Annotated in this window: 10 protein-coding genes and 1 tRNA gene; 5 read left to right on the top strand and 6 right to left on the bottom strand. The window is 50.3% G+C overall.

Annotated features, from left to right (window positions below; genetic code table 11):
• Positions 1-71 precede the first annotated feature (71 nt).
• Complete coding sequence (gene oppA, locus QFI97_RS12910) at positions 72-1,703, bottom strand: oligopeptide ABC transporter substrate-binding protein OppA (RefSeq protein ID WP_095102013.1); 1,632 nt, start codon at positions 1,701-1,703, stop codon at positions 72-74.
• A gap of 751 nt (positions 1,704-2,454) precedes the next feature.
• The gene (locus QFI97_RS12905) at positions 2,455-3,102 is read right to left on the bottom strand and encodes a YchE family NAAT transporter (RefSeq protein WP_095102012.1); all 648 of its coding nucleotides are present in this window, start codon (positions 3,100-3,102) and stop codon (positions 2,455-2,457) included.
• A gap of 476 nt (positions 3,103-3,578) precedes the next feature.
• Between QFI97_RS12905 and adhE the strand changes: the two genes are divergently transcribed.
• Positions 3,579-6,257 (top strand): bifunctional acetaldehyde-CoA/alcohol dehydrogenase, encoded by a 2,679-nt coding sequence (gene adhE / locus QFI97_RS12900; RefSeq protein WP_095102011.1) that lies wholly within the window; start codon positions 3,579-3,581, stop codon positions 6,255-6,257.
• A gap of 188 nt (positions 6,258-6,445) precedes the next feature.
• Here adhE and tdk read toward each other — a convergent pair whose 3' ends face one another.
• Entirely contained in the window at positions 6,446-7,063 is a 618-nt protein-coding gene (tdk, locus tag QFI97_RS12895) for a thymidine kinase (protein WP_095102286.1), read from the bottom strand.
• Positions 7,064-7,623: 560 nt separating this feature from the next.
• On the opposite strand from tdk, the gene hns reads away from it, so the two are divergent.
• On the top strand, positions 7,624-8,031 hold the full coding sequence (gene hns / locus QFI97_RS12890; protein WP_041146073.1) for a histone-like nucleoid-structuring protein H-NS: 408 nt from the start codon (positions 7,624-7,626) through the stop codon (positions 8,029-8,031).
• 118 nt (positions 8,032-8,149) lie between these two features.
• Here hns and galU read toward each other — a convergent pair whose 3' ends face one another.
• From galU to rssA, 3 genes are all read right to left on the bottom strand, one after another.
• Positions 8,150-9,052: a UTP--glucose-1-phosphate uridylyltransferase GalU gene (galU, locus tag QFI97_RS12885; protein ID WP_095102010.1), complete on the bottom strand. Its 903-nt coding sequence runs from the start codon at positions 9,050-9,052 to the stop codon at positions 8,150-8,152.
• Between the two features lie 194 nt (positions 9,053-9,246).
• Complete coding sequence (gene rssB / locus QFI97_RS12880) at positions 9,247-10,260, bottom strand: two-component system response regulator RssB (RefSeq protein ID WP_095102009.1); 1,014 nt, start codon at positions 10,258-10,260, stop codon at positions 9,247-9,249.
• A gap of 89 nt (positions 10,261-10,349) precedes the next feature.
• Positions 10,350-11,252: a patatin-like phospholipase RssA gene (rssA, locus tag QFI97_RS12875; protein WP_095102008.1), complete on the bottom strand. Its 903-nt coding sequence runs from the start codon at positions 11,250-11,252 to the stop codon at positions 10,350-10,352.
• A gap of 111 nt (positions 11,253-11,363) precedes the next feature.
• On the opposite strand from rssA, the gene QFI97_RS12870 reads away from it, so the two are divergent.
• From QFI97_RS12870 to QFI97_RS12860, 3 genes are all read left to right on the top strand, one after another.
• Complete coding sequence (locus QFI97_RS12870; RefSeq protein ID WP_143350187.1) at positions 11,364-11,822, top strand: YchJ family protein; 459 nt, start codon at positions 11,364-11,366, stop codon at positions 11,820-11,822.
• 42 nt (positions 11,823-11,864) lie between these two features.
• Positions 11,865-12,707: a formyltetrahydrofolate deformylase gene (gene purU / locus QFI97_RS12865; protein ID WP_041146078.1), complete on the top strand. Its 843-nt coding sequence runs from the start codon at positions 11,865-11,867 to the stop codon at positions 12,705-12,707.
• Between the two features lie 158 nt (positions 12,708-12,865).
• Positions 12,866-12,950, top strand: a tRNA-Tyr gene (locus QFI97_RS12860).
• Positions 12,951-12,968 lie beyond the last annotated feature (18 nt).

Raw genomic sequence — 12,968 nt, 5'->3', positions numbered from 1 at the left:
TGGCGTGTGCCTATCGTATGCGATGAATTCAGACACGGTGGGGCAAGCGATGCCTGCCCCACGTCTTGCCATTAATGTTTGATAATATACAGGTTTTTAACGTAGATATTATCTAACGGGTCTTTACCGGTATAGCCGCCTACCCACGGTTTAACCAGGCGGGCGTTGACGTAATAGAAGACCGGTACAATTACAGAGTCTTTATCCAGCTGCTGCTCTGACTGTGCATACAGCTCCGCACGTTTGGCGTCATCATTGGTTTGCAGCGTTGCAGAGATAATTTTATCGAACGCCGGGCTCTTATAGTGCGAGGTGTTGTTTGAGCTGTCGCTCAGCATGGTATTCAGGAATGAGGTTGGTTCGTTGTAGTCAGCACACCAACCCGCACGCGCCACGTCGAAGGTGCCCTGATGGCGGTTATCAAGGAAGGTTTTCCATTCCTGATTTTCCAGCTTCACGTTGGCGCCAAGGTTTTTCTTCCAGATGGATGCCACGGCGATGGCCAGCTTTTTATGCAGATCGGACGTGTTGTACAGCAGGTTAAAGGTCAGCGGTTTATCAGCGGTATACCCGGCTTCAGCCAGCAGTTTTTTCGCTTCTTCGTTACGCTTATCCTGAGTCCAGGTAAACCATTCTGGTTTAACAACCTTCATGCCGTCGGTATATGGCGGGGTATAGCTATATGCCGGCAGATCGCCCTGATTCTTCACTTTATTAACGATAATGTCGCGATCCAGCGCCATTTTCAGCGCGGTACGCACGCGAACGTCAGTAAACGGCGCTTTCTGGTTGTTAATTTCGTAGTAATAGGTGCAGAGATACGGATCAACGTGAACTTCTTTCGGGATCTCTTTTTTCAGCTTCTGGAACAGTTCAATCGGCATGTTGTTATAGGTCATGTCGATTTCGCCGCTGCGGTAGCGGTTAACGTCGGTGACTTCTGAAGAAATAGGCAGATAGGTCACCTGATTAATAACGGTTTTAGCGTTATCCCAGTACTGAGTATTACGCTCAAGCACAATACGTTCGTTAACGACCCAGTCCTTCAGTTTATAGGCGCCGTTGGTGACAATATTTGCCGGCTGAGTCCATTTCTCACCATATTTTTCGATCGCCGCTTTTGGCACCGGTGAAACGGACGGGTGAACCAGCAGTTTATAGAAATAAGGAACCGGCTCGCTCAGGGTAACCTGGAAGGTTTTATCATCGAGCGCCTTAACGCCCAGATCGGTAATTGGCTTTTTGCCGGCGATAATTTCATCAACGTTCGCAACGTGGCCATACTGCAGATAGCTCGCGTACGGTGAGGCGGTTTTCGGATCGGACAGACGCTGCCAGCTATAAACGAAATCTTGTGCGGTTACCGGCGTGCCGTCGGACCATTTTGCATCTTTACGCAGATGGAAGGTCCAGACTTTAAAATCTTTATTATCCCAGGATTCGGCAACTCCAGGAATCGGGTGGCCCTGAATATCGCCAATCACTAAACCTTCGAACAGATCGCGGTTAATGTTGGATTCCGGCACACCTTCAATTTTATGCGGATCCAGAGACTGAACCTCTGCTCCGTTATTACGTACCAGCGATTGTGAATCCGCCAGCTGCACCCCTGCAGGCACATCTGCTGCCATAGCAACGTTCGCGGTAAATAGCGCGGAGAAAATTCCCGCTGCTACCAGATTTTTTTTGGTGATGATGGTCATTGTGTTGTTACTCCACTCATTATAATTACTGGCTATTTAACCAGCCTCTTTTTTTCCCTTATTCGGGATTCTGTACAGTGCAGGAGTTTTTGCTGCTGTCAGACTTTACTGCTTGCTATCACCGACTTATTTATTACGACCGCTCAAACGGCAGCCTTGACGTCGATTCTTTCCCCCCCTGTCCAGGGGCGCTTTATGCGCAATGAGTTATTTAATAATAATTCTCATTTACGGGTGTTATTCAGTTAGCGATCACGCCGGAAAGTACCAAAAGGCTTTCTCATCCGCCAATGCAATTTGCAAATATGTTACCGGATTCTCTTTTATTGCTCTTGCCGCGGCAGGCTCCTGCCATTCTTTTCCACGAAAAGAGCATTAAAGTGTTTATTTATCATTCAGATACAAAAAACAGGTCGCTACACATGCTGCGGAACGCTGCAAAGGCGCTTTTTTGTACGAAAATTTAACAATCGGTTATTATTTAGCACATTCATCTGCCGCTGTTATGAAATTACTAATATCATTTCAATTATCTGACGGCAAGCACCAGAGAATGATGTGAAGAAAATAACAGTGGTTGCGGTGAGGAAAAGGGAAACAGAAACGCGGAATTATTAAGTAATTCGTTGATATTAAAAAGAATAAACAGACATCATAGAAAGTTATCTTTCTCGCCTTTATCAGCTTTATTGATATGTTTTGCTAATAATAAAGCAAGCGCGGAGCCTCAAGCCCCGCACAGCGCGGTCGTTCAGACCAGAAGACCCGGGAAAAGCGTCTTCAGGCCGGTAACGATAAACTCAATTCCGAGCGCCATCAGCAGCAGACCCATAATACGCGTGATGACGTTAATGCCGGTTTGCCCAAGCAGGCGAACCAACCACGGCGCCATGCGGAAAATCCCCCAACAGCACAGGGCAAACAGCGCGATCGCCACCGAGAAGCCGAAGAGGTGGGCTACCGTGTGGTAACGCGTTCCCCAGACAATGGTTGAGCTAATCGCCCCTGGCCCGGCCATCAGCGGTAATGCCAGCGGCACCACGCCAATGCTTTCGCGGATAGCCGTCTCTGACTTTTCCTGCTTATTCTGTTTGTCTTCCCCGAGCTTGCCGCTAATCATCGACATCGCGATGGTAACGACGAGGATCCCGCCGGCAATACGGAATGAATCGATGGAAATACCGAAGATTTGCAAAATACCGTCCCCAAGGAACAGCGAGGTCAGCAGGATGATGGCAACGGAAAGGTTCGCCGTCAGATTGGTCTTATTACGGATCGCTGCGCTCTGGTAGCTGGTCATACTAATGAAGACCGGAATGATGCCAACCGGGTTAACCAGCGCAAATAACCCTATGAAAAACTTGAAATAAGCTGAAAAATCAAACAACGATAGAGTCACAGTGCGCTCCGCGGCATCATTAAATATGGCTATTGACAGTAGGTGTCATAAAATATTCGCGCAGAAGATACGCTTTTTAACAGCATAATTCATCTCAAAAATGCATACCGTAATGATAAACTGCGTATGTTGTATATTTGTTTCTTTTACCTGTTTTATTCATTTATTTTGCATACCTTTTCATTACACTTGATCTAAGTGGTCAAAAAATAGCCTGCTGAAAGGTGTCAGCTTGACATAAAATTGATCTAAATCACATAAATCGTACTCAGAAGTGAGTAATCTTGTTTACACCAAAGAGTGGAAGCCGGCAGTACCTGAGGATAGAGAAATAAAGCTTCGTTAGTAAATCAGTGAAGTCAGCAAAGCAAAATTCGATACGTTAACATTTAGATGCAAGCTATTAACCGCCTGTCTATACTGTCGAATCGAGCTACTGATTTACTAAAAAAGTTTAACATTATCAGGAGAGCATTATGGCTGTTACTAATGTCGCTGAACTTAACGCACTTGTAGAGCGCGTAAAAAAAGCCCAGCGTGAATATGCCAGTTTCACTCAAGAACAAGTTGATAAGATCTTCCGTGCAGCCGCTCTGGCCGCCGCAGACGCTCGAATCCCTCTCGCAAAAATGGCCGTTGCCGAATCCGGCATGGGCATTATCGAAGACAAAGTGATCAAAAACCACTTCGCTTCTGAATACATCTATAACGCTTATAAAGATGAAAAGACCTGCGGTATTCTCTCCGAAGACGACACCTTTGGTACTATCACCATCGCAGAACCTATCGGTATTATTTGCGGTATCGTCCCAACGACGAACCCAACTTCTACAGCAATCTTTAAATCACTGATCAGCCTGAAAACCCGTAACGCGATTATCTTCTCCCCGCATCCGCGTGCTAAAGATGCCACCAACAAAGCGGCCGATATCGTACTGCAGGCTGCCATTGCTGCCGGCGCGCCGAAAGACCTGATCGGTTGGATCGACCAGCCTTCCGTTGAGCTGTCCAACGCGCTGATGCACCACCCTGACATTAACCTGATCCTTGCGACCGGCGGTCCAGGTATGGTTAAAGCAGCCTATAGCTCCGGTAAACCCGCTATCGGCGTTGGTGCAGGCAACACGCCGGTTGTTATCGACGAAACCGCTGACATTAAACGTGCCGTTGCATCAGTGCTGATGTCCAAAACCTTCGATAACGGCGTTATCTGTGCGTCTGAACAGTCAGTAGTCGTTGTTGACTCCGTCTACGACGCCGTTCGCGAACGTTTCTCCAGCCACGGCGGCTACCTGCTGCAGGGTAAAGAGCTGAAAGCGGTTCAGGACATCATCCTGAAAAACGGCGCGCTGAACGCCGCTATCGTTGGTCAACCGGCGTATAAAATCGCCGAACTGGCAGGCTTCACCGTCCCGAACACCACCAAAATTCTGATTGGTGAAGTGACCGACGTTGATGAAAGCGAGCCGTTTGCTCACGAAAAACTGTCTCCGACTCTGGCAATGTATCGCGCCAAAAACTTCGAAGACGCCGTTGAGAAAGCTGAAAAACTGGTGGCGATGGGCGGTATCGGTCATACCTCCTGCCTGTACACCGACCAGGATAACCAGCCTGCTCGCGTGGCCTTCTTCGGCCAGATGATGAAAACCGCACGTATTCTGATTAACACCCCGGCTTCTCAGGGTGGTATCGGTGACCTGTATAACTTTAAACTCGCGCCTTCCCTGACTCTGGGTTGTGGTTCCTGGGGTGGTAACTCCATCTCTGAAAACGTTGGTCCGAAACACCTGATCAACAAGAAAACCGTTGCTAAGCGAGCTGAAAACATGTTGTGGCACAAACTTCCGAAATCTATCTACTTCCGTCGTGGCTCTCTGCCAATCGCGCTGGATGAAGTGATTACTGATGGTCACAAACGCGCGCTGATCGTGACCGACCGCTTCCTGTTCAACAACGGCTATGCCGACCAGATCACCTCCGTACTGAAGGCATCCGGCGTTGAAACCGAAGTGTTCTTTGAAGTTGAAGCTGACCCGACGCTGACCGTTGTACGTAAAGGTGCAGAACTGGCCAACTCCTTCAAGCCGGACGTCATCATCGCCCTCGGCGGTGGTTCCCCGATGGACGCCGCGAAAATCATGTGGGTGATGTACGAACATCCGGAAACCCACTTCGAAGACCTGGCGCTGCGCTTTATGGATATCCGTAAACGTATCTACAAGTTCCCGAAAATGGGCGTGAAAGCGAAAATGATCGCCGTCACTACCACTTCCGGTACCGGTTCTGAAGTGACCCCGTTTGCGGTAGTTACCGACGATGCGACCGGTCAGAAATATCCGCTGGCAGACTACGCGCTGACTCCGGATGTGGCGATTGTCGATGCGAACCTCGTCATGGATATGCCGAAGTCCCTGTGTGCTTTCGGTGGTCTGGATGCCGTAACTCACGCCCTGGAAGCCTACGTTTCCGTACTGGCGTCTGAGTTCTCCGACGGCCAGGCTCTGCAGGCGCTGAAGCTGCTGAAAGAGTATCTGCCGGCGTCCTACCATGAAGGTTCTAAGAACCCGGTAGCGCGTGAACGCGTGCACAGTGCAGCGACTATTGCCGGTATCGCGTTTGCTAACGCCTTCCTCGGCGTATGTCACTCGATGGCACACAAACTGGGCTCCCAGTTCCATATCCCGCACGGCCTGGCGAACGCCCTGCTGATTTGTAACGTTATCCGCTACAACGCGAACGATAACCCAACCAAACAGACCGCATTCAGCCAGTACGACCGTCCGCAGGCTCGTCGCCGCTACGCAGAAATTGCTGACCACCTGGGCCTGAGCGCACCTGGTGACCGCACCGCAGCGAAAATCGAGAAACTGCTGGCATGGCTGGAAAGCATCAAGGCTGAACTGGGTATTCCTAAGTCTATCCGTGAAGCTGGCGTGCAGGAAGCTGACTTCCTGGCCCACGTTGACAAGCTGTCTGAAGATGCATTCGATGACCAGTGCACCGGCGCTAACCCGCGCTACCCGCTGATCGCCGAGCTGAAACAGATTCTGCTGGATACCTTCTACGGTAACGAATTCAGCGAAGGCGAAGCTGCCGCGAAGAAAGAGACTGTCGCAGCACCGAAAGCCGATAAAAAAGCGAAAAAATCCGCTTAATTTACGCTGGTAATAAATATGAGGCCTCATCTTTGGATGAGGCCTTTTTTTATCGTCACGATTTTGGCTACAGTCGCAAAACCGACGCAGAGCGACGCTAAAGCGTCGGGCCATCATAGACAGCGGGAATTACAGCAGGAGGTCATCAGGCGCCTGATGTGCGCCTGAGCGAGATCGACGAGGGGAGATTAGCAGGGGCGATGTTTGCTTTGCACAAGCGTTAAAGAGCCCTCTTTTAAGGCTTCTTTATAATGTTTACGGCAGACCGATACATAGCGTTCATTGCCGCCAATAACCACCTGCTCGCCCTCATTGTACGGCCGCCCTTCCCGATCGAGGCGCAGCACCATACTCGCCTTACGGCCACAAAAACAGATTGTTTTTAATTCAACCAGCTTATCTGACCAGGCTAATAAATACTGACTGCCGATAAACAGCTCCCCGCGAAAATCAGTACGCAGGCCGTAGCACAACACCGGGATATCCAGCCCATCAACAACCTCGGATAGCTCATGCACCTGCTCACGCGTCAGGAACTGGCTTTCATCAACTAATACACAATGAACCGGCTGCTTTGCATGCTCAGCGCTAATCTCGGCAAATAATGAAGTCTGCGGGTTAAACAGTCGGGCCGGCGATGAGAGGCCAATTCTTGAGCTGACCTTACCGGAACCAAAGCGGTCATCAATCTCAGCCGTATAAACTAAGGCACGCATGCCTCGTTCCTGATAATTGTATGAGGACTGCAGTAGCGCAGTCGACTTACCTGCATTCATTGCAGAATAGTAAAAATAAAGTTGTGCCATCGGCTGCGTAACCCCAATCAATGTGTTTTATCGCGGCGGGATTGTAGCATATTTTCTGCCGCTGCCAGCCCCTTCAGGGAAGCGCTGGAGGTTTATGTTGCGCGCGCCGACTTCTGAAAGATTAAGCTTTTTAATACAATCAGGCCATCAGCTATTTGCCCAAACCGCGGGGTGCAGCGAGCTGCGGCAGTTGTCCTTTCGTGCGAATCGGTGCATTTTGCAGGCGGTTATAAGGGATTTTGTTCAGCGTTTTATATTAAACATCATCGTAACTAATGCGCTAATACTGAAGGTGGATATTTATCCCTGCAAAGTATAATTTTACTCCCTGGCTGCCGGGAAAAGCATACTATCTCAGGGTTTTAGCTTACGACTCCGGTTAGGCTATAAGCTAGAAAGATGTGAACTCGCGCGAAAAATTTAACTTAAATTAATTAATTACCGGGACAAATAACAAGTAATTTTGAATTCCTTACATTCTACCCTATTGCACATCTGATTATATCGCTCTATTATTAGTTCAACAAACCACCCCACAATATAAGTTTGAGATTACTACAATGAGCGAAGCACTTAAAATTTTGAACAACATCCGTACTCTTCGTGCGCAGGCGAGAGAATGCACCCTTGAAACGCTAGAAGAAATGCTGGAAAAATTAGAAGTTGTCGTTAACGAACGTCGCGAAGAAGAAAGCGCTGCGGCTGCAGAAATTGAAGAGCGTACTCGTAAACTGCAACAATACCGTGAAATGCTGATCGCTGATGGTATTGATCCGAATGAACTGCTGAGCACCATGGCTGCAGTTAAAGCGGGCACCAAAGCCAAACGCGCGGCACGTCCGGCGAAATATAGCTACGTTGATGAAAACGGCGAAACCAAAACCTGGACTGGTCAGGGCCGCACCCCGGCAGTGATCAAAAAAGCGATGGATGAGCAAGGCAAATCTCTGGACGATTTCCTGCTTTAATAAGTCGTCATATTTGAAAAATCCCGCCGCGGCGGGATTTTTTTTATCTTTACTCACTGAGATAAAAAAGCCGGGGAACAATACCTGTGCCCCCGGCTCTCATATCTAAAGATAACGATTACTTAGCGATGGCTTTTTCCAGCCAGTCTTTAAAATCTGCACCCAGCGTTTTATGGCGCACGCCATATTCAACGAAAGCCTGCATGTAACCCAGTTTATTACCACAGTCATGGCTCTTGCCTTTCATATGGTAGGCTTCAACCGTTTCCTTCTCGATCAGCATATCGATGGCATCGGTCAGCTGGATTTCATCGCCTGCGCCCGGAGGCGTTTTAGCCAGCAGCGGCCAAATATCCGCGCTCAGCACGTAGCGTCCCACGACGGCCAGGTTAGAAGGCGCAACGTCTGCTTTCGGCTTTTCTACCACGCCAACCATCGGCACGCTTTCACCCGGCTGCAGGGACTGGCCCTTGCAATCAACGACGCCATATGCGGTCACGTCAGCAACAGGCTCAACCATAATCTGGCTGGATCCGGTTTCGTCGAAACGAGCGATCATTTCTGCCAGGTTATCGCGGGTAAGATCGGATTCAAATTCATCCAGAATAACGTCCGGCAGAATAACAGCTACCGGCTCATCGCCTACTACCGGGTGCGCGCACAGCACGGCATGGCCGAGGCCTTTAGCGAGACCCTGACGGACCTGCATAATGGTGACGTGCGGCGGACAAATAGATTGGACTTCTTCAAGAAGCTGACGTTTTACACGTTTTTCGAGCATCGCTTCCAGTTCAAAACTGGTATCGAAATGGTTTTCGATAGAATTTTTGGAAGAGTGCGTCACCAGAACAATTTCAGTAATCCCGGCCGCAATACATTCGTTAACAACATACTGAATTAAAGGCTTATCTACCAGTGGCAGCATTTCTTTCGGAATAGCCTTGGTAGCGGGCAGCATCCTGGTGCCTAATCCCGCAACCGGGATAACAGCTTTTCTTACTTTAGAATTAAGGGCAGCCATTGAAATCTCCTGGACTGTGTGTTTTTTAAACTAGTCATAATATAACGCACCGAGTATATCAGCCCATCCCGGTAAGCCTGGTCTGAAAGGTGCGGATTTTCTCGAATTAGGACTTATACGTATAAAACCCATCGATAGTATCACCGCCAAAGGCAGCGCGGTAATCCTACCAGCGTGAAAATAAACTTAACTGTTCATTCCGCAGACAACATCAAGCGTAAACGGCCTCCAGCCCCCCAAATTTGGCACTGCCATGAGGAGCAGCGCTGGCTAATTTGGTTGAGATAAGCATTACCTAATGTGCCAAGCGGCACACCATTACTAATCTGTATTTGATGTTCTCCGGTATTCAGCGTGCCGTTTAACCCCGCCGATACCAAAATCAAATTTTTCAACCCGCTGTGGTAATAACCCACCAGCAGAGGAAATTGCCCCGGTAAATTCGCCTGACGAAGTAGCTGGTTGACCTGCTTTAACAACCCGGTCATTTCCGGCAAGCGCTGGCCTTGATGGGCCAGCTGCTCCTGAAGCAAACCGTTAAACAGCGCGCGCAGCAGAAGCGCCGCGAGAACGCCATTATCGCCTGCTCGTGTTACATCCAGACAGTAAAATGCCAAATCTTTTTCCGATAATGGCGCAATATCGAGAACCAGACCGGGCTTATCGGCGGTTACCAGCTGACGATAGTGAATGCGGCAGCGCGATATTTCCTGCTGCACCGGGGGCTGTAACTCCTGCAGCAGCCTGGACGCCGCGTTCGGGTCGCTGACCAGCGCATCCCAGTCCTCAAACAGCCGCTCCTCCTCTTCCACACGCGAACTGAACATGTGGGGATACAGGCAGGCATACACCGTCTCACGCAGGCGGTCAAAATCTTTTACCGGTTTAAGCAGAACATCCTGAACGCCAAGACGCAGCGCCCTGGCAATATCTGCCATATTCTCCGTCGCCGAAATCATCAGAATCGGCAGCTGCTCGCCCTGGTTACGCAGATACTCCACCAGTTCGAGGCCATTCATGCGCGGCATCGAGATATCGCAAATCATCAGGTCGGGCTTCGACTCGGCCATTTTCTGTAGTGCCTCAACGCCATCCTCTGCCTGCGCGGTAGTTGCGCCTAGCGAGGTTAACCAGGAGTGCAAAAGAGTGCGGAAAACGGGCTCGTCTTCAACGATCAGAATTTGTTTTCCCGCCAATGGCTGCGTCATGATCTCTCCTCTGGCTGACGATAATTAAATATTGGCATGCAATTCACACTATCGCCTGTCAGAATTTACTGAAGTCTAAGTCAAGGGCGTCACGCCGAAGCGCGCACCAAAGGTAATAGTTCATCCATCTTTTTTTCCACCGCCAGGTGACCGGCAGCAATCGCTTCGCCGGCGCGATGGAAATCAAGGGTCGATATTTGTGGGCAAAAGGGCTGTAGCAGAATATCCGGTGGGTCACCCGCCATACGGTTACGCTTCAGGCGATTTTCCAGCACCTGAATAGAGGTGGACATAATCTCCATTGCCGTCGGCGTAGCGGTAGTCGTTTGCCGGGAGGTCATTCCCGTCAGCCGCGCGCGCAGACGCGAATGCCAGGAAAATTCTTTCTCATCTTCTACACGCGGTTTCTCGATAGACCATAAATCCTGCTGCATCAGATGCGCATCGTGCTGTAGGTCAACGGCGATGACAATATCTGCCCCCAGCGCTCGGGTCAAAGAGACCGGGACGGGGTTCACGACTGCGCCGTCGACCAACCAGTAGCCATTGTGCATAACGGGCGACATCAGGCCAGGCATGCTGCAGGAAGCGCGGACCGCCAGATGCAAATCGCCTTCGGTAAACCACAGTTCGCGGCCGGTGCTGAGGTTGGTCGCCACCGCCGCAAACCGGCGATCGCAGCGTTCAATTTCGGAGGTAGGCAAGACTTGTCGATATTGATTGAATACGCGCTCCCCGCGCAGCAGGCCTCCGCGACGCCAGGAGAGATCCATCAACCGCAGTACGTCCCAGTTGCTAAAAGAGCAGACCCATTTTTCCAGAACCGGAAGACGGTTGCACGCGTAGGCCGCGCCAACCAGCGATCCGATAGAGCACCCTGCAACAACGTCAATTTCAATACCTGCTCGCTGTAGCGCTTTAATCACACCGATATGCGACCACCCTCGGGCAGCTCCCGCCCCTAAGGCCAGACCAATCTTAAGCTTTCTCATTATTACCGATATACTTCCTTCCACCGCGAACATGGCATCATCGCCACAGCTCAGTTAACATAAAACACTTTGGCGTCGATACGCCGTAATTCTTTTTCCATGGAGGCCGCTTTGTCGCCATTATGTCCCTGTGGCAGCGCTCTGGAGTATAGCTCATGTTGCCAGCGTTATCTGTCCGGCGCGCTGCCAGCGCCAGGCCCGTCACAGCTGATGCGATCCCGCTACAGTGCGTTTGTTATGAAAGATGCCGATTATCTGATTAAAACCTGGCACTCCTCTTGCCAGGCGCAGCGGTTCCGCGCGGATCTGGAGAGCGGTTTTACCAAAACGCACTGGCTGGGGCTGACCGTCTTTGCCGCCGATGAGGGGCGAAATCCCGATGAAGGATTCGTCAGCTTTATTGCACGATTTAACGACGATAGCCGTTCCGGCGTAATTATTGAACGTTCCAGATTCTTAAAAGAAAATGGACAGTGGTACTATATCGACGGCACGCGACCGCTGGTTGGTCGTAATGACCCCTGCCCTTGTGGCTCAGGTAAAAAATTTAAAAAATGCTGCGGCCAATAAACCGGCGTCAGCAATAGCAAACACTACAGGATTTCCCCCGCGATGCATTCATTACAACGTAAAGTACTACGCACTATTTGCCCTGATCAGAAAGGACTCATCGCGCGTATCACCAACATTTGCTACAAGCACGAGCTGAACATCGTGCAGAACAACGAGTTTGTCGATCACCGAACCGGCCGCTTCTTTATGCGTACCGAGCTGGAAGGTATTTTCAATGACGCCATTCTGCTGGCCGATTTGGATAGCGCGCTGCCGGAAGGTTCAATTCGTGAACTGACGCCTGCGGGCCGTCGCCGCGTGGTCATCCTGGTCACCAAAGAAGCGCACTGCCTTGGCGATCTGCTGATGAAAGCTAACTATGGCGGTCTGGATGTGGAGATTGCCGCGGTTATCGGTAATCACGAGACGCTGCGCACGCTGGTTGAGCGTTTTGATATTCCTTTCCAGCTGGTCAGCCATGAAGGCCTGACGCGTGAAGAGCACGATAAGCAGATGGGCGATGCTATCGAAGCGTTGGCACCAGACTATGTGGTGCTGGCGAAATATATGCGCGTGCTGACGCCAGAGTTCGTTTCCCGCTTCCCGAACCAGATTATCAATATTCACCACTCATTCCTGCCAGCCTTTATTGGCGCCCGTCCGTATCATCAGGCTTACGAGCGCGGCGTCAAAATCATCGGCGCCACCGCGCACTATGTGAACGATAATTTAGATGAAGGCCCGATCATTATGCAGGACGTGATTCATGTCGATCACACCTATACGGCAGAAGATATGATGCGCGCCGGCCGTGATGTTGAGAAGAACGTGCTGAGCCGTGCGCTGTATCAGGTGCTGGCGCAGCGCGTGTTCGTCTACGGCAACCGAACGATTATTCTTTAATCGATAGATAAATTAGCTGGTTAGCTTTGCGTCTTTGCGCGCAAAAAGCAGGCAACCAGTTTATTTTTATCAACGGAATGCTTTACAGGGGCGCATCATTTGGTATGATGCGCCCCGCTTCCCCAGAAGGAAGCAGGACAGTATTAGCATTACCCCGTGGTGGGGTTCCCGAGCGGCCAAAGGGAGCAGACTGTAAATCTGCCGTCATCGACTTCGAAGGTTCGAATCCTTCCCCCACCACCATTATTCACTACAGCAATG

It is taken from the genome of Klebsiella scottii, from assembly GCF_036561945.1.
GTDB lineage: Bacteria > Pseudomonadota > Gammaproteobacteria > Enterobacterales > Enterobacteriaceae > Klebsiella > Klebsiella scottii.
The sequence above is the reverse complement of the archived record's forward strand: the minus strand, read 5'-3'. Positions and strand labels throughout refer to the sequence as shown.